This is a genomic window from Shimia sp. Alg240-R146 (assembly GCF_947331465.1).
Classification (GTDB): domain Bacteria; phylum Pseudomonadota; class Alphaproteobacteria; order Rhodobacterales; family Rhodobacteraceae; genus Shimia.
In genome coordinates this window covers 1,427,354-1,444,130 of the sequence record NZ_CAMZOK010000001.1, presented here as the reverse complement: position 1 = coordinate 1,444,130, position 16,777 = coordinate 1,427,354, and the positions used below count along the sequence as shown (strand labels likewise).

General features: G+C 59.0%; 15 protein-coding genes. 1 reads left to right on the top strand and 14 read right to left on the bottom strand.

All coding sequences use genetic code 11. The features are described from left to right. Positions 1–2 precede the first annotated feature (2 nt). On the top strand, positions 3–650 hold the full coding sequence (gene eda / locus PG871_RS06955; protein WP_270727626.1) for a bifunctional 4-hydroxy-2-oxoglutarate aldolase/2-dehydro-3-deoxy-phosphogluconate aldolase: 648 nt from the start codon (positions 3–5) through the stop codon (positions 648–650). 155 nt (positions 651–805) lie between these two features. Here the strand turns inward: eda and PG871_RS06950 are convergent, their stop codons facing one another. From PG871_RS06950 to PG871_RS06885, 14 genes are all read right to left on the bottom strand, one after another. Next, entirely contained in the window at positions 806–1,258 is a 453-nt protein-coding gene (locus PG871_RS06950) for a CoxG family protein (RefSeq protein WP_270727625.1), read from the bottom strand. Positions 1,259–1,368: 110 nt separating this feature from the next. Further along, the gene (locus PG871_RS06945) at positions 1,369–2,148 is read right to left on the bottom strand and encodes an XdhC family protein (RefSeq protein ID WP_270727623.1); all 780 of its coding nucleotides are present in this window, start codon (positions 2,146–2,148) and stop codon (positions 1,369–1,371) included. After that, on the bottom strand, positions 2,145–3,332 hold the full coding sequence (locus tag PG871_RS06940) for a vWA domain-containing protein (RefSeq protein ID WP_270727620.1): 1,188 nt from the start codon (positions 3,330–3,332) through the stop codon (positions 2,145–2,147). Before PG871_RS06940 ends, PG871_RS06945 begins: the two co-directional genes overlap by 4 nt. Then, positions 3,329–4,204 carry an AAA family ATPase gene (locus PG871_RS06935; RefSeq protein WP_270727616.1) on the bottom strand — a complete coding sequence of 292 codons (876 nt, stop codon included), beginning with the start codon at positions 4,202–4,204 and terminating at the stop codon, positions 3,329–3,331. Before PG871_RS06935 ends, PG871_RS06940 begins: the two co-directional genes overlap by 4 nt. 55 nt (positions 4,205–4,259) lie before the next feature. Further along, positions 4,260–6,686 carry an aerobic carbon-monoxide dehydrogenase large subunit gene (locus PG871_RS06930; protein WP_270727614.1) on the bottom strand — a complete coding sequence of 809 codons (2,427 nt, stop codon included), beginning with the start codon at positions 6,684–6,686 and terminating at the stop codon, positions 4,260–4,262. Next, the gene (locus PG871_RS06925; protein WP_270727611.1) at positions 6,683–7,177 is read right to left on the bottom strand and encodes a (2Fe-2S)-binding protein; all 495 of its coding nucleotides are present in this window, start codon (positions 7,175–7,177) and stop codon (positions 6,683–6,685) included. Before PG871_RS06925 ends, PG871_RS06930 begins: the two co-directional genes overlap by 4 nt. A 22-nt stretch (positions 7,178–7,199) precedes the next feature. Further along, positions 7,200–8,054, bottom strand: coding sequence for an FAD binding domain-containing protein (locus PG871_RS06920; protein ID WP_270727608.1), 855 nt, complete (start codon positions 8,052–8,054; stop codon positions 7,200–7,202). A 147-nt stretch (positions 8,055–8,201) separates the two neighbouring features. Continuing rightward, positions 8,202–9,305 (bottom strand): MHYT domain-containing protein, encoded by a 1,104-nt coding sequence (locus PG871_RS06915; protein ID WP_270727606.1) that lies wholly within the window; start codon positions 9,303–9,305, stop codon positions 8,202–8,204. A gap of 157 nt (positions 9,306–9,462) precedes the next feature. Beyond that, the gene (locus tag PG871_RS06910) at positions 9,463–11,397 is read right to left on the bottom strand and encodes a multiheme c-type cytochrome (RefSeq protein ID WP_270727603.1); all 1,935 of its coding nucleotides are present in this window, start codon (positions 11,395–11,397) and stop codon (positions 9,463–9,465) included. A 182-nt stretch (positions 11,398–11,579) separates the two neighbouring features. After that, complete coding sequence (locus PG871_RS06905; protein WP_270727601.1) at positions 11,580–12,830, bottom strand: hypothetical protein; 1,251 nt, start codon at positions 12,828–12,830, stop codon at positions 11,580–11,582. Continuing rightward, the gene (locus PG871_RS06900) at positions 12,827–14,371 is read right to left on the bottom strand and encodes a vWA domain-containing protein (RefSeq protein ID WP_270727598.1); all 1,545 of its coding nucleotides are present in this window, start codon (positions 14,369–14,371) and stop codon (positions 12,827–12,829) included. The genes PG871_RS06905 and PG871_RS06900 overlap by 4 nt, the downstream gene beginning before the upstream one ends. Beyond that, positions 14,368–15,354, bottom strand: coding sequence for a VWA domain-containing protein (locus PG871_RS06895; RefSeq protein WP_270727596.1), 987 nt, complete (start codon positions 15,352–15,354; stop codon positions 14,368–14,370). Before PG871_RS06895 ends, PG871_RS06900 begins: the two co-directional genes overlap by 4 nt. Continuing rightward, on the bottom strand, positions 15,351–15,833 hold the full coding sequence (locus PG871_RS06890) for a DUF4381 domain-containing protein (RefSeq protein ID WP_270727594.1): 483 nt from the start codon (positions 15,831–15,833) through the stop codon (positions 15,351–15,353). Before PG871_RS06890 ends, PG871_RS06895 begins: the two co-directional genes overlap by 4 nt. Beyond that, a complete protein-coding gene (locus PG871_RS06885; protein ID WP_270727592.1) occupies positions 15,833–16,777 on the bottom strand; it encodes a DUF58 domain-containing protein in 945 nt (314 codons plus the stop codon). The genes PG871_RS06890 and PG871_RS06885 overlap by 1 nt, the downstream gene beginning before the upstream one ends.

Sequence of the window (16,777 nt, the reverse complement as noted above, 5' to 3'; positions counted from 1 at the left end):
CTATGCCCATCACCCCGCAGCAAGCCTCGATCGAGGCCCGCAAAATCTGCGAAGCCGCCCCCATCGTTCCTGTGCTCGTGGTGCATGACGTGGCCCACGCCAAACCGCTGGCGGAGGCGCTGGTTGCAGGTGGCCTGCCTGCCCTCGAAGTCACCCTACGCACGCCAGCCGCATTGGACGTAATCGCCGCCATGGCCGAGGTCAAAGGCGGCATGGTTGGCGCGGGCACATTGTTGACACCCGATGATGTCAAAGCTGCCAAGGACGCAGGCGCCACTTTTGGCGTATCCCCGGGCGCAACCGATACTCTACTGGATGCTTGCGAGGCCGAAGGCCTTCCACTGTTGCCGGGTGCCGCCAGCGCATCAGAGGCCATGGCGCTTCTGGAACGCGGCTACGACATGCTGAAATTCTTTCCGGCCGAGGCCGCAGGCGGCGCCAAATTTCTTGGCTCTCTCGCCAGCCCCTTGCCACAAATCAGCTTTTGTCCCACAGGCGGCGTAAACCCGCAAAACGCGACGGATTACCTGAGCCTTCCCAACATCATTTGCGCAGGCGGCAGCTGGGTCGCCCCCTCGGCTTTGGTCAGGGACGGCAAATGGGACGAAATCGAAGCCCTCGCCCGCGCCGCCGCCGTGCTTCCACGCTGATCAGGGCCACCAACCTCTTCTTTTTGCCTCAAATATCCTGGGGTGAATTGGCCAAAGGCCAAAAGGGGCAAAGCCTCTCGTCTTTTGTGACTGAGCCCTGACCGCGACGGCCCGGCCTTTAACCTAAGGCCGGGTCCGCCCCGCCAGAGAACGGATCAGGCGACAGGATCTTCCGCCATTACATCCGCAAACGATTTGAAGAACTTAGCCGCCAATTTCTTGGCCGTACTTTGAATCAAGCGGCTGCCGAGCTGTGCCAGTTTCCCGCCGATCTGGGCTTTGGCCTCATACCTCAAAATAGTCTGATCACCATCGGTGACCAAGACAACATCCGCGCCTCCTTTGGCGTGTCCGGCTGCGCCGCCATTGCCTTGTCCCGTCAGGGAAAATGCGTCCGGCGCGCCTTCTGTGTTCAACACCACATCGCCGGTGAATTTGGCTTTGACCGGCCCGACCTTGAGGACAACTTTGGCCTCCAACTCCGTGTCAGACTTCTTGATCAACTCCTCGCAACCGGGGATACACTGCTTCAGGATCTCAGGATCGTTTAGGGCCGCATACACCGCCTCTTTGGGCGCGTTGATTGTGATTTCATCAGCCAATTCCATGGCGTTTCCTTTCTTTCGTCAGCAACAGGGAAATTTTATCTTGGCCAGAACTTCGGCCTGCTCCGCGGAAGGCGTCAAACGTCGAGCTATACGTTTCAGCAGTTTACGCATCATGCCCCCCTTTCCAGATGCCTTCGGCGTATTTGGATCAATTCACCCAAGATCGAGAGCGCGATTTCTTCAGGCGTTACGGCGCCTATATCGAGCCCCGCAGGCGCGACCACGCGTTTGATGTCATCTTGCGACACGCCTGCGTCTGCGAGTTTCTTCGACAAAGAGGCATATTTCTTGTGGCTACCCACAAAAGCTACGTAACGCGCGCCTTGTTGCAGCGCGTCTTGCAGCGCAACCAGATCGCCTTGTCCTTGCGTGGCAACAACAGTCGCCTGCAATTTCCCGGCCAAGACAGGCGTCTCAACAGCTCTGGAAACAGACCAGTGAAAATGCGGCGCCAACTCGGCAAGCGCCTCGGCCACAGGCGACGCGCCAAGCACGGTCAATTCGGGCATCGGCAGGCAGGGTTCAATGAAAATGTCGATTGTGCCGCGAGACGGACAGCCGTTGCGCGCATACGTCACCCCGTCCACCATCGCGCCTGCACTGACCCCGATCTCGTTCAAAAAATCTTCAGGCGCAACAGACACCAGTTGCGGCTCGCCGGAGTTGAGCGCTGCGAGGGTGGCGCGTTTGACCGCACCGCGGGTGCAGCCGCCGCCGAGAAAACCATGAAGGATCACGCCTTCGGCGCCAATAATGGCCTTCGCACCGGGTTTGGCCGCGGTGGTGCCCGCCGTGCGCACAATGGTGGCAAAGGCAAACGGTTCTTCCTTATCGCGCAGGGCGCTGACGGTTCGCGCAAGATCGGTGTCTAGAAACTCTGCAGGGGTCATAGTGTCACCAGCTCCTTTTCCAATGCCGCAAGGTCCGCCAAAGTGTTGGCGGCGGCAAAACGATCCAGATGGGGAAGCGCGGCGGCCATGCCCGCAGCCACAGGGGCGTAGTCATTCCAACCTTTTAGGGGGTTGAGCCAAATGATGCGGCACCCTCGTTTGCGCAATGTGGCCAAAGCAGCGCCAAGCCGATCCGGATCCGACGTATCATAGCCATCCGAGAAAATCATGACCACGGACCGGCCATCGACAAACTTTCGCGCATAAGTGTTGGCAAATTTTTCAAGGCTTTCGCCGATTTTTGAGCCGCCCCCGAACCCGTCCGCCATCAACGACATACGCCCAATCGCGCGCATCGCATCTTTGTCGCGCAGCGCTTCGGTGATCCGCACAAGCCGGGTGTGAAATAGATAGGCATCCGCACTGGGATCGCTGCGCATCAGCCCTGCGAGAAACGCCAGAAACACCTGCGCATAAACACTCATCGATCCAGATACGTCACAAAGCGTGACAATCTTTCGGCTGCGGTCCGGACGTTTGCGCTTGATCAGTCGCACCGGTTCGCCGCCCGTCGCAAGGCTGCGGCGGATGGTCTTGCGGAAATGCAGGCGGTCACCCTTGCGGGCTGCGATCCGACGGCGTGAGCGGCGGTCGCGCAACGCCAGACCAAGGCGACGGGCAACGGCTTCCGCCTCGGCAATTTCTTCGGCGCGCACCAGATCGCGCAGGTCGCGGCGCGACAAGTTGCGCACCTCGGTGGCAATCAGCTTGCCTTCTCCATCACTGTCCGCGTCACCGTCGCCACCTTCAGGCGCGGTGGCCTCTCCGGCGCCTCCAGCGTCCTGACCTTTGGCGTCGCGTGAGGATTTTACGCTGTCATCGCCTTTGGCAGCGGGCATCATCTTGGGCACCACCTTTTGACGGACACGTCCCGCATCCATCCAAAAGGCGTCAAACAGCGCATCAAACCGCAGCGCCTCGTCCTTGCAGCCGGTGCAGACGGCCTTGAGTGCATGGCGTGATTGGTCCGGATTGGCTGCGTCTACGAAGGTCAACGCCGACAGCGCCGCCTCGGTTTCCTGCACACCGAGACGCAGACCGTTGTCGCGCAAATGCGCCATAAATCCCGCCATACGCGCCGAGGCACCGGGGTCACGACCCGCAAAGCGGGTAACACGGCTCATGCCGCTTTCCCGGCAAGGCGCTGTGCAACTTCGGTGGTAATGTGGGCGCGGTCGCTTTGAGTTTTCAGCAGCGTTGTCAGCGTGGCCTGCAAGGTGGCGGGATCTGTGGTCAGATCCGCTATGCCCAGCCCTGCCAGAGCGGCGGCAAAATCAAGCGTTTCCGCAATGCCCGGTGTTTTTTCCAGCTCCTCTTTGCGCAGGTTCTGCACAAAGCCGATGATTTGATCCGCAAGCCGGGCTTCAATCCCTGAACACCGTGCTTGCAGGATCGCCAATTCCGTCGCGCGGTCGGGATACTCGACATAGGCAAACAGACACCGACGCCGCAACGCATCCGACAAGTCGCGGGTGCCGTTTGACGTCAGAATCACGGTCGGCACGCTGGTCGCGGGGATTGTGCCCAATTCCGGCACGGTGATTTGATAGTCAGCAAGGACCTCCAACAAGAACGCCTCGAACTCTTCATCCGCACGATCGATTTCATCAATCAACAAGACCGGTGACGTTTTTTGCGTAATCGCCGCCAGCAAAGGGCGTTCCAGCAGGTAGTCGCGGGAGAAAATCCTGTCTTCGACGTCTTTACCGGTCTCGCCCGCCTCAGCCGACGCGCGGATTGCCAGCAATTGACGCTGATAGTTCCATTCATAAATCGCCTGCGCCGCATCGAGCCCTTCATAGCACTGCAACCGGATCAGCTTGCTGTCCTGAGCGGCGGCCAACACGCGGGCAACCTCTGTCTTGCCAACACCGGCTGCGCCTTCAAGCAGCAATGGACGTTGCAACGACAAAGCAAGATGCAAAGACACTGCCAAATCGTCAGATGCCACATAGTTCTGTGCCGCCAGGGCAGTTTGCAGATCGGTCCAGGTCATGAGAGCCTCAAGTCTTTTGAAGCGCGCGCAGGCCAAGGCCGCGCGCGCCATTTTCTTAGCCGTGCAGGCCCAGATCGTTGGCGGTCTTCCAGATGCGCCAATGGTCGTGCGGCATGTTGGTGTGACGCAGCCCAAAGGCCCGGAAGGCGTCATTCACCGCATTGGAGAAACACGGCACACCGCCCACATGGGGGCTTTCACCCACACCTTTGGCACCGATCGGATGGTGCGGGCTGGGGGTCACGGTGTGATCGGTTTCATAGTTTGGCACTTCCCACGCTGTCGGCAGGAAGAAGTCCATCAATGTGCCGGTCTTGACGTTACCCATGTCGTCATAAGCAATCTCTTGCCCCAACGCGACGGCCAGCGCCTCGGTCAAACCGCCATGCACCTGCCCTTCGATGATCATCGGGTTGATGCGCGTGCCACAGTCATCCAGCGCGTAGAAGCGGCGAATGTCTGTCACACCGGTATCCACATCGATGTCCATCACACAGACATAAGCGCCAAACGGATAGGTCATGTTGGGCGGATCATAATAGCTGACCGCTTCCAGACCTGGCTCGATGCCCGGAATGGCCTGATTGTAGGCGGCGAAGGCAATTTCCTTCATCGTCTTGAACTTCTCAGGCGCGCCTTTGACCACAAACCGATCCACGTCGAATTCGACGTCGTCATCGTGCACTTCCAGCAAGTAGGCCGCAATCATCTGCGCCTTGGCGCGGATTTTACGACCAGCCATCGCCGTGGCCGCACCAGCAACCGGTGTAGATCGTGACCCATAGGTGCCCAAACCATACGGCGCCGTATCGGTGTCGCCTTCCTCAATCGTAATGCTGTCGGCAGGCAGGCCGATCTCGGTTGCGAGGATCTGCGCAAAGGTTGTGGCGTGACCCTGACCTTGCGAGATTGTCCCCAGACGCGCGATCGCAGACCCTGTCGGGTGGATGCGAATTTCGCAGCTGTCAAACATACCCAACCCAAGAATGTCGCAATTCTTGACCGGACCTGCCCCGACGATTTCGGTGAAATGCGTCAGGCCAACGCCCATCAACTTGCGGGTCTTGCCAGCTTTGAAGTCCTCGACACGCTGGGCTTGCTCGGCCCGCAGACCGTCATAGTCCACAGCCTTCAGCGCCTTGTCCCAAGCGGTGTGATAATCACCGGAGTCGTACTCCCACCCAAGCGCGGACTGATACGGGAACTGCTCTTTCTTGATAAAGTTGATCCGGCGCAGCTCTGCCGCGTCCATATTCAACTCGATCGCCAGAACCTCGACCATGCGCTCGATGAAATAGGCCGCTTCCGTCACGCGGAAGGAACAGCGATAGCTGACCCCACCCGGCGCTTTGTTGGTATAGACACCGTCCACCGCCAAATAAGCAGTTGGGATGTCATATGAGCCCGTGCAGATGTTCATGAAACCCGCCGGGAATTTGGTCGGGTCGGCGCAGGCGTCAAAGCCACCATGGTCCGCTGTCACGTGACAATGCAGGCCAGTGATTTTGCCTTCTTTGGTGGCCGAAATCTTGCCGGTCATGTGATAATCCCGCGCGAATGCCGTGGTCATCAGGTTCTCCATCCGGTCCTCGACCCACTTCACCGGAACGCCGGTCACGATAGAAGCCACCACCGAGCAGACATAGCCGGGATAGGCCCCAACCTTGTTGCCAAAGCCGCCGCCGATGTCGGGCGAAATCACACGGATGTTGTGCTCTTCAATGCCGGAAATCAGGCTGACCACGGTGCGGATCGCGTGCGGTGCCTGAAAAGTGCCATGCAATGTCAGCTTGCCGTTGACCTTGTCCATCGACGCCACGCAGCCGCAAGTTTCAAGCGGGCACGGGTGCGTGCGGTGGTAGTAAACCGTTTCTTCGGCCACCACGTCAGCCTCGTCCAACACCTGTTCGGTGGCGTCTTTCTCGCCAACTTCCCACGTGAAAATATGGTTCGGGTGTTTGCGCGGGCCATGAGCCCCGTCCGGCAGGCTACCGCCTTCGCCAAGCAGGTCTTCGCGCAGAACCACGTCGGACTCCATTGCCGCAAACGGATCTGTCAGAACCGGCAGCTCTTCGTAGTCCACTTCAACCAGTTCCACAGCGTCCGCTGCGATGTAACGGTCCTTAGCGACCACAAACGCGACTTCCTGACCTTGAAACAGCACTTTGCCGTCAGCCAGAACCATCTGTTTGTCGCCCGCCAAAGTTGGCATCCAATGCAAACCAAGCGGCGCAAGATCTTCGGCAGTCAGAACGGCAATCACACCGTCCAAAGCCATTGCAGCGCTGCTATCGATCGATTTGATCCGAGCGTGCGCATAGGGCGAGCGCACAAAATCACCCTGCAACATGCCGGGCAGTTTGATGTCGTCGACATAGTTGCCTTTGCCTTGGGTGAAACGGGCGTCCTCAACGCGTTTGCGCTTGCAGCCCATGCCGCCCAGCGCGTCGGTGCGTTCCTCGCGGGTTAGCTCCTTGTTCATTCTGCCGCCTCCTTGGCTGCATTCATCTCACTCGCCGCAGCGAGGATGGATTTCACAATGTTCTGATACCCGGTGCAGCGGCAGATATTGCCGGCCATGCCAAACCGAACTTCTTCTTCGGTTGGCGTCGGGTTCTCTTCCAGAAGTTTGGACGCGCGGGTGATCATACCCGGCGTGCAGAAACCGCACTGCAACCCGTGGTGCTCTTTGAACGCTTCCTGCAGAACGTGCAGGCTGTCAGGGTTGCCCAGACCTTCGATGGTGGTGATGTCTGCCCCATCGGCTTGGGCAACAAACACGGTGCAGGCTTTCACCGATTTTCCGTTCATCGTCACCGTGCAGGCACCGCAATGTGACGTCTCACACCCAATGTGAGGACCTGTTTGACGCAGGCGCTCACGCAATGTGTGGATCAACAGTTCACGCGGCTCAGCCAGAAACTCTTGCTCCTCGCCGTTCACGGTCAGTTTAAAGTGTTTTTTGTTCGACATGTTCTCTCTCCTCAGGCTCAGGTCAGGCCCTGTCCCAGGCGTTTTCGATGGCGCGACGCAGGATGACCGACGCTGCATGGCGTTTGAATTCAATCGGGCCACGGTTGTCCTCTGTCGGATCGATGTCTCCCAACATCGCGTCGACAGCGGCTTTCATGGACGCTTCATCCAAAGACGTCCCAACAAGGGCCGCGCCCGCATCTACCGAATAGACCGGCGTGTCGCTAAGGTTGGTCATTGCAATCGAGGCTGACGCGCATGTCCCGCCGTCTTTGGTGATCAGCACAGCCGCCGCCGCGGTGGCATAGTCACCAATCTTGCGTTTTTGCTTTTCATAGGCGTACCCGCCCTTTGATGCCGCAAACTCGACCGCTGTCAGAACTTCATCGTCCGCGCGATCTGTCATGTAGGCGGCTTCATAAAAGTCGCGTGCGGCAACCGAACGTTCACCGTCCGGCCCCACCAAAATGAAAGTGGCATCGAGACACTGCATCAATCCCGGCATGTCATTGCCCGGATCCCCATTGGCAACGTTGCCGCCAACAGTGCCCATGTAGCGAACCTGTGGATCGGCGATCTGAAGCGACGCTTCACGCATGATGGGTGCGACGTCGGACAGGCCCGCGTGATTGATGATTTCATGCTGGGTCGTCATCGCACCGATGCGAACGCGTCCTGCATCGATTGAAATGCCGGTCAATCCCGCCACATCCTGCAAGTCGATCAGGTGCGGCACCTCGGCCATGCGCAGCTTCATCATCGGGATCAGGCTGTGCCCTCCCGCCACGACGCGCGCATCATCTCCATGCTCCTCAAGGACGGACAAGACGCCCGCCATATCCTTGGGTCTATAGTATTCAAAGGCAGCTGGAATCATTGCCTCTCCTCCCTTAAGCAATTGTTCTGGCTGTCAGGAGGCTGCATCCGCAGCTGGATCAAATCTTTAGATAGCAACTTGTTTTCGCGCATTTTGCACGAAATGCGCCTCAACCCGCACGAATTGCGCCTGCACGGCTGGCCTTACTCACCCGAAGGCGGTCTGCGCCTCTTTGAGGTTGGAGCGACTGACCGGCACCGGAGGCAAATCTCCCTCGCCAAAGGTGCATTGCCCTTTGTCTTTGCTGCGCTCAAACCGCACGACTTTCTTTGGGTTCACGAGATAGCTGCGATGCACCCGCAAGAACCCACATGGCACCAACCGTTTGACCGCTTCGGTGATCGGCCAAACACAAAAGTATTTGTCCGTCTTCGTGTAGACTTGGGTGTAGTGCCCGTCGGCGCGCACGAACACCACATCCGTCGCCGCGATAAAGACTTTGCCGCCATCCCGTTCACAAGGAATACGCGCCACCGCCGGCTCAAAGGTATCAGGATCGATTGGGTCTGACAGAGAGGTCTCCGACGCCCCCCCTTGTGCAGGAACCAGATAGGTCGTCCCAACCCACAAGAAGGCGCCAAAGATCACGAAACTCGACAGGATCACGCCGACCGCCATGACCTCATTGCTAATCATCGGCCCAAATTCGCGAATATTGTCGAGCGCGACGAAATTGGTCCCCTGCATTGCCAGAAAGTGCACCGAGAACACCGCCGCGCCGAAACATAACGTGCCGATCACTATGGTCCGGTTAGACCGCACACCATAGGCAACCCCGATCGCAAGAACACAAAGCGCAATGGCCAAAACCGACGATCCAACGACGCCGGACACGGTGTAAATTGGGCGGCACAACTGCATTCCCGCCATGCCGACATAATGCATTGTGAGAATGCCTGCGCCAACTATCGCCCCTGCGGCCCCAATGGTGACCGGTGTGCGCTGCACGAAATGCAGCAGCACCAACGCAAGCGCCACCATCAAGATTGCGATTAACGCGGATGCCAGCGTGATAGCCGCGTCATAATAAAACAAGATCGGCAGCTTCAGACCCAGCATCGCCACAAAGTGCATTGACCAGATCCCGCCGCCCAACGCGATGGCCCCTAACGCGATGGCCAACTTACGTTGTGGCACCGACTTTTCCGAAAGGTCCCGCGTCAACGAAAGACCAGTGGCGCCTGCGACCAGTGCCACGACAAAAGAAACCGCCACAAGCCACGGGTTATGTCCGAAGTCTAAAAATTCCATAGCGCGGACAATGCAGCAGCGGATTGCATTATTCAATCACCGCTTACGCGCCCTTTTTGCCTAGGGCTAAGTCCTGCAAAATCCCGCCGCCAAATTCCCACGTCACACGCAGGCCGTCATTTTGTCAGGTCCAGCGTTTCAAAAAAAGCCTGCCCCGCTAAAATTCAGCCGCCAAAGACAACAAGCTGATGTCGTTTGGATTGAACGACAGCGCTTGTCGCATAAGCTCTCGCGCGGCCTCCAGACCTTCTGTCTGCGCCACCATTCGAACAAGGCTGTGCCAGGCTTGCGGATTTTGCGGGTTAATGCGCACCGCCTCGCTCAATGCGGAAATTGCCGCCGGAACGTTGCCCGCGACCATCGAAAACCCGCCGACTTGCAGGTGGGTCTCTGCGAAATCCATTTGATGCCGCAAAACGCTGCCCAACTCCGCATAGGCCTTGCCGACCTGTGCGCGAATGCCGTCAGACATACGCCCTGGCTGCTGGCTTAGGATCGCGCGCGCGGCCGCAATCCGAACAGCGCGGGTGTTGTCGTTCAATCCGCGGATCAAATAGGGCTCCGAGATCACCGACGCGCGTTGGCGCAATGCCGAAATAGCTGCGACGCGCACTTGTGAATCCGCATCATCCATGAAGGCACCTAAGTCGGAGACGTCAAGGCTGATGGCCCCGTCGCGCAGGAGCCACAGCGCGGTCGCACGCACGATGTCAGGCTGTGCAAAATCTTGGGCCAACCCCAACAATTCGGGCGCGGCCGACGTCGGGCTTCGCCGCCCTTTGGCAAGAACCTCGCCATAATGAGGCTGCTGCCATTGTCCGTCAGGGAACCATGCTTTGATCTTGTCTGCGGCCCATGCGGCGGCTTGGTCGGTGTGGCAGGTTGTGCAGGCATTTGGCGTCTCAAGCACGTCGCTTAGATCCGGACGCGGCACGCGAAAGCTATGATCGCGTCGAGCATCGATGCCCATATAGACCTGATCCGTCATATGGCAATTCACGCACTTCGCGGCATCGCTGTCTTGTGGATGATGGGTGTGCGCCTCGCTGTCATACTCGGCCAAGGGCAGGCTTGGGAAATCCGGATTGCCCGCTTCGGAGTGACATTGCGTGCAAACCGCATTGTCGTCAGCAACCGTCGTCGCGGCGTGCGGTGTATGGCAATTGGCGCAAGTTACGCCCTTTTGGTGCATTTTTGACTGCAAAAACGACCCGTAGACGTAGACCTCGTCGAGGATTTGCCCATCCGCGTGGTAAAGCCCCGGGCGCAACATCGCGAGATTATAGCTGTCTGCAAAAGCTACGCCCGGTACTGGGTTGCCGTTGCCAAAAGCTTCGCGCCGCGCGTGACATCCCGCGCATTGCGCCATCTGACCTTGCGGATTGGACAACACTTCGGCAAATCCCCAGAACTCCGGTCCGCTCATTGACGCGTCAGCTGCGAGCGTCTCGGCAATGGCCACATGGGCCGATCCAGGGCCGTGACAGGCCTCGCACCCCACACCGATTTCAACTTGTGTTGAGGCGTAGCTGCGGTTTCCGAAGTCGTAGTTTTTTTCAAATCCCGTGGCGTGGCATTCCGCGCAACGTGCGTTCCAGTTTTTGTACGCGCCCGACCAGTGAAACCCATCAACAGGCGGCAAATCCTGATCCGGGTAAAGATGGTACCAACGCCGCTGCTCCACGTCCCAGACAATATCAAAACTCTGCAAAAAGCCATCGCCGGTCTCTAGTATCAGGTGTTCCAACGGATGCACGCCACCGACAGAATGCACCCTGTAAATGGTGGTGCTACCATCACTTTCCTGCACGGTAACAGCCAAGCCATCTGCATTTCTGGCAAAGGTCGCTTGCATACCGTTGTCGGAAAACGTCTCGCCTTTGAAAGCGCCCACCAAAGTGTCAGGTCCCGGAAGCCGCCAAGCATTTGCATGGTGTGAGTCTTGCCATGCCGAGTAAGCCTCCGTGTGGCAGTCCGCACAGGCTTTGGACCCGAGATAAGCTGGCGTCTCGCCGTTCAATTGTTGCGCGACTACGGGCCCGCCCGATCCAAAAACCACACCAACGCATAAGGCAAAGATCCAAAGAAACACGCTGTTACAACGCCTGAAAACCATAGTGTTCCTTTTTGGCCACCGACATGTGGCTTTGAGCATCGCCTGTTTGGCGTCGCGGGAGGTCAATTCAATCACTCGCAAACTATGCGTTAGCATGAAAGGGACGCAAAGCTCGCATTGGCAAACAAAGTGAGAAACTTTTCTGGCGTTGCATGCGGCTAAGTCGGATTAAGCGGTGGCAAAGCGCCAGGTCGCGACCGCGCCAGTCGCCTGTTGCGGTCTGCATCGAAGGCTTCGGACAGTGCGCGCCATGCGCGGGTGTCGCCTGCTTCATTGCCATAAAGTCCCTTCCCAACCGCCGCCAAGGCGATTTTCAAGCCGTGTCCGGATTGACCGGGGCAGCGTGTCTCCCAAAGCGGCAATGCGCGATAAACCCGTGAAAGATCATGGGCGCGGATCGCCTTGGATACCAATGAGCTGGCATAGGCTTCACTGCTGAGCCGACGATCCCGACGGCGCCGCATCCCCGCAATCACGGGCGGCGCAACAAACCGCTGCAGAATGCGCAGCGTCGCCGCCAAAATGGCCAACACGATCACAACCGCTACAATTTGCCGTCGGCTGATCACCGGCTCCAGTGGCGCTGTGGGCGCATCGATTTTGACCGTTGCGCCCTCCAGTTGCGTCGTTTCGACCTTGTTCGTCTCGGTGCTGAACCACTGCACTGCGATCGGGGCGAGTTCCAGCACGCCACCGAATTGCGCGACATAGCTGGTGGTCTCGGTTCGTGTGCCGGACAGCACGCCCCGATCTTCACTTTCCGACACCGCGGGTTCTTTGGAATAAGCGCGCGCTGCGTCCCCCGCAATCGGCGCAATCAGCGGGGGCAAGAAAAGGGCTGAGCTTCCTGTGATCTTGGCTGTGACCTTGCGCGTGACGGCATCGCCTTGACTGAGCACCCCGTCGGTGCCCTCAAAATCTTGCGTTAACGTGAGCCCTTGCGCGACGATCAGGGGGTCCAACGCTTCGGCGCCTTTTGGGACCGTTGCCTCGAAGGCAATTGGCTCTAACGGCACGTCTATTGAGACCGGCGCGCGTGTTTTGGGGTCGGCATAGGTCACGCTCACTGTCTTCTGGGCAACCGAAAACCTGCCAGGCACCATAGGATAGAGGCGATAGGCGCGGCTGACACCCGACCAGGTTTCTCCCTCAATGGTTTCACTGACCGGATTGGTGGCGCGCGATGGCAAGCGCACAATCAGGTTCGGAGTTTCGAGTGACGGGAATTGCGGCGGCTGCGGCAGCCATGTGGGCACCAAAACCGTCACTCTCAGAAGTATCGCCTGACCCACAACCGGCGTTTCCTCGGGCAACACCGAACGCACGATCACCGGCGGCTGAGACGTGTCCTGCGCGTGGATTTCGCCGGCGAATCCGAACATCAACAGGGCTAACAACACGCGGATCATGGCTGATCCCTCGCGGCATTCTCCTGCACAAATCGGGTGCGCAGAAAATCCCCCATATCGGTGTCCACCGACCGCATCCACTGCTCGGCAGTCTGCATCGGCGCCGGCGCATCTTCCTGTTCGGAAAAATCCGAGTCCGTCTGCGCCCCACGTTTGGCTTCATTGTCAAACACAACGTCATCCGCACCGATGCCTGCTTCTTCGCCGGTGTCGCCTGCTTCACGCGTCGCTTCCACATATTCCAGAATTGCGCGACTGACCTGCAGGTTCCATTCGGCCTCAGCGAAATCCGGACGCAATGTCAAAGCCTTCTCATAGGCTGCAATCGCAGGCCTGTATTGGCGGTTTCTAAGGCGCGCCATGCCCTCGGCAAATGCGGCCTCTGGCGTGTCGATGCGGGCATAATGCTCGGCGGCCTCTTCATAATTGCCCGATTTGAAGAGCGCATAGCCACGCCACATCGGGTTTTGAAACAACTCCGCCGCGTCGGTATAGTTCTTATCGCGAAAGGCCATCATGCCGCGCTGGTCCGGCGTGAAAAACCAATCCAGCACATCTGCCCGCACCGGTGACGGCGCTATGCCCCCCCCCAACAGCAAAACATAAACCGCCCAGCGCATCGTCCATCCGCGCCGAAACCAAATCAGCAACAGCGGCATCGCCAACCAGCCGAAAACCCAGCCCCGATCATCCCACTCCAGACGCTCGTCTCCTAAAAGCGCAGCCCGATATGCCGAAGCCGTCGCCCGCTCTATGGCTTTGACATCCGCGTCATCCGCGCTCAGTGGTACGATCGTGGCGCCGGGTAGCCGTTCCAAAGCACCGATCGCCTCGCCTTTTGGTGCTGCCACCAAAAAGATCACCGGCACGCCATCGGCCTCCATCTCTGCGGCGAAAGCTGGGGCATCCGTCGCGCTCAAATCGTCCAGCACAAACAAGATCGCGCCGGGCGTCTGGTTGCTTTCCAAAGCGGCTTTTGCCAGCGCAAGCGCGTCGGTCGCGTTTTCCCCCGGCGTCGGCATGACCGCGGGCGACAAAGCCTCCAACATCACACGCAACACATTCGGATCTTCGGTGAGCGGCGCCACCTGATGGGCTGTTCCACCATAGGCAATCAACCCCGTTCGCGCCCCTGCGCGCGCTTGCACAAGGTCAAGGATTTTGAATTTCGCCCGCTCAAGCCGACTGGGTGGCAAATCCGGCGCCTCCATCGACCGGCTGACTTCCAGCGCGACAACCAACGGCGCGGTTTGTGCCAGCAACGGATTGGGCACACGACTCCACGACGGCCCCGCCGCAGCAAGGCTAAGTAGGATCAGGCACATCGCAACGCCGTCAATCGGCACAATACGCTGGCTTGCACCTTCGCCAACTGTCAGGGCGCGCGCCAGATGTGGTGCCATGCCCTGTGTCGCTTGCTCAGGTCGCACCATTCGTCGCCGAATGCCCCACCAAAGCAAACCGATTGGCAGCAGCATCGCCAAAACCGCCGGACGCAGAAACCGAAACGCGCTCACAGCGTCCCAAAACACATCCATCATGCTTTGGCCCTCCGAAATCCCACCCCGAGCAAACCCAACAACGTCAACACCGCCAAGGCCGCCGCGCTGCCAAACGCAATCCACGCAAGCGGGCGCTTGGGTTGAAAGCTCAGCGTCTCCGTGACACGCGGATTTAACCGTTCTATCTCGTCATAGATATCCCGCAGACCTTCCTTGCCGGTGGCATAGTAAAACGCCCCGCCGGTGCGCTGCGCGATGTCGTCCAATGCCTGCAAGTCAACCCGATCATCTCCACGACCTTTTGGATCACCAACCCCAACCGTAAACAGGCGCACGCCTCTGTCTGCGGCGATTTCGGCCGCGTTCACCGGCGACATGCGGCTCGATGTATCAGCCCCATCAGACAGCAAAACCATGAGCCTCTGCTCCACTTCGGACGCTTCAAAAGTACGGATCGCAAGGCCAATGGCATCGCCAATTGCCGTGTCCGGACCCGCCATGCCGACCGTCGTTGCGTCAAGCAGATCGCGCACCACCGCAAGGTCTTCGGTGAAGGGCGTTTGCACAAAAGCGCGGGTGCCAAACACAATCAGCGCCACACGGTCGCCGGCGCGCGCCTCAATAAATTCTCCCACCACGTCTTTGACAACCTCAAGGCGTTGTTGCGGGCTCCCGTCGTCGCTTTTCATGTCGTGCGCGTCCATCGATCCGGAGATATCAACCGCTACCACCAGATCCCGTGCAGCCTTTTCAATCGTGGTCAGTTGGCCCAATTGTTCAGGCCGTGCCAATCCCAGCACGAGCAGCCCCCAAGCCAGCACCGCCACCACAATTTGCACCCGCCGCCGCGCCAAAACCGCAGCCCCCGCCTTGGCCTCGACGCCTGCTGCCTCGGTCACTTGCCGAAAAAACGGGATGCGAATGGCTTTGCTTTGTTCGCGATGTGGCGGCGCAAATTTCCACACCAACCACGGCAATGGCAAAAGTAAAAAAGCCCAAGGAAAGGCCAGCGCATAAGTCATTTCACCGCCCCTGCTTTATGCGTCCTCAGCCATACACGGCATTGTCCCTCCAATTCGGGGTTTGCGCGCGGGTTTTGCTGATAAGGCGCCGCAACAAATGCCTCCGCTGCGCTGCCCGTGAAAGGCGCGTCGGGGCAGCTGCCATTGAGAAACCGCACCCAATCCTGCCCCACCAAAGCCGCAACCTGCCGGCGCGGGAAAGCCACCAACGCCGCACGGCGCACGATGCTCGCCATCTTCACAGGATCTGCCGCGGCGGAGCGCAATTCTGCAAGCGCTTCGCGGCGATAGGCAGACGCGTGTCGACGCCGAACCAAAATCACACAGCCCCAGATCAAAACGATCACGACCGCAACCGCCAACCAGATCCATCCCTGCGTTTGCGGCATCATCGAAATCGCCTCGGGCTCCGGAACCGGCTTGAGCAGGTCCAGCATATCAACAAGGCCAAGCCCATCGGTGTCAGGGGTATCCGCCATCAGCGCCCACCACCTCTAAGCCCCCACAGCTCCCGCATTTGCGGCACCGTGTCGCGAGACGTGGTCAGCGGCAGAACCGGAATGCGATATTTGCCGGCCCACCCGATAGATTGGGCCACCCTCCCACGCGTGAACGATCCAAGACGGGCCGCACTCTCGCCCTCGCGAAGGTTCAAATCCGCCTGCAACTGCCCGTCCGAAACCACCATGCGAAGGTCATCCGGCAAACGGCTTTCTGTGGGGTCCGTCACAGGAAACAGCATCACATCGTTGTGCGCCGCCATGCGCCGCACCAGGCTTTCGGTTTTGCCGTCCGCTTCGGCAAAGTCAGAGAACACCAAGATAAGATTGCCGGTTGTGGCAATCCTCGCGGCCGCTTCCAGCGGGCGATTAAGCGGCATGGACTGCGCCACAATCCGGTCCGCCCGCAGCGCACAGTTGGCATCGGCAATAGCAGACACAACCCGGCTCAACGCCATGTCGGACGCTTTGGGCCGTAACTCTGCGACGGATTCATCAGAAAACACGATGCCGCCAACCCGGTCACCCTGTGCCCGAATACGAAATGCAGCCAAGCTCGCAGCCTCTGCGGCAGTCACCGATTTCATCGTGTGTTGGCTGCCAAAAAACATGCTCATCCGCTGATCAACCACCAACAAGGCCGGCCGATCCCGTTCTTCGGTATAAACCCGCACATAAGGGCTGCCTGTACGCGCTGTGACTTTCCAGTCGATGGTGCGCGTATCATCCCCGATTTGGTAATTCCGCAGCTCTTCGAAATTCAGTCCCCGCCCCCGCAACCGCGATGTATGCCGCCCGTTCAAAACAGACCGCACCGGTTGGCGCGGCAGCAAAGACAAGCCCCGCGCGGCGCCTGACAGCCGTCGCAGGTGGGCGTGATCGGCGTGTATCCTTGGATCAAAATCTCGTGTTTTTTCGGCCAT

Coding starts and splice junctions, on each gene's coding strand:
- eda (WP_270727626.1), top strand. CDS start 3: ATGCCCATCACCCCGCAGCAAGCCTCGATCGAGGCCCGCAAAATCTGC.
- PG871_RS06950 (WP_270727625.1), bottom strand. CDS start 1,258: ATGGAATTGGCTGATGAAATCACAATCAACGCGCCCAAAGAGGCGGTG.
- PG871_RS06945 (WP_270727623.1), bottom strand. CDS start 2,148: ATGACCCCTGCAGAGTTTCTAGACACCGATCTTGCGCGAACCGTCAGC.
- PG871_RS06940 (WP_270727620.1), bottom strand. CDS start 3,332: ATGAGCCGTGTTACCCGCTTTGCGGGTCGTGACCCCGGTGCCTCGGCG.
- PG871_RS06935 (WP_270727616.1), bottom strand. CDS start 4,204: ATGACCTGGACCGATCTGCAAACTGCCCTGGCGGCACAGAACTATGTG.
- PG871_RS06930 (WP_270727614.1), bottom strand. CDS start 6,686: ATGAACAAGGAGCTAACCCGCGAGGAACGCACCGACGCGCTGGGCGGC.
- PG871_RS06925 (WP_270727611.1), bottom strand. CDS start 7,177: ATGTCGAACAAAAAACACTTTAAACTGACCGTGAACGGCGAGGAGCAA.
- PG871_RS06920 (WP_270727608.1), bottom strand. CDS start 8,054: ATGATTCCAGCTGCCTTTGAATACTATAGACCCAAGGATATGGCGGGC.
- PG871_RS06915 (WP_270727606.1), bottom strand. CDS start 9,305: ATGGAATTTTTAGACTTCGGACATAACCCGTGGCTTGTGGCGGTTTCT.
- PG871_RS06905 (WP_270727601.1), bottom strand. CDS start 12,830: ATGATCCGCGTGTTGTTAGCCCTGTTGATGTTCGGATTCGCCGGCGAA.
- PG871_RS06900 (WP_270727598.1), bottom strand. CDS start 14,371: ATGATGGATGTGTTTTGGGACGCTGTGAGCGCGTTTCGGTTTCTGCGT.
- PG871_RS06895 (WP_270727596.1), bottom strand. CDS start 15,354: ATGACTTATGCGCTGGCCTTTCCTTGGGCTTTTTTACTTTTGCCATTG.
- PG871_RS06890 (WP_270727594.1), bottom strand. CDS start 15,833: ATGGCGGATACCCCTGACACCGATGGGCTTGGCCTTGTTGATATGCTG.
- PG871_RS06885 (WP_270727592.1), bottom strand. CDS start 16,777: ATGGCCGAAAAAACACGAGATTTTGATCCAAGGATACACGCCGATCAC.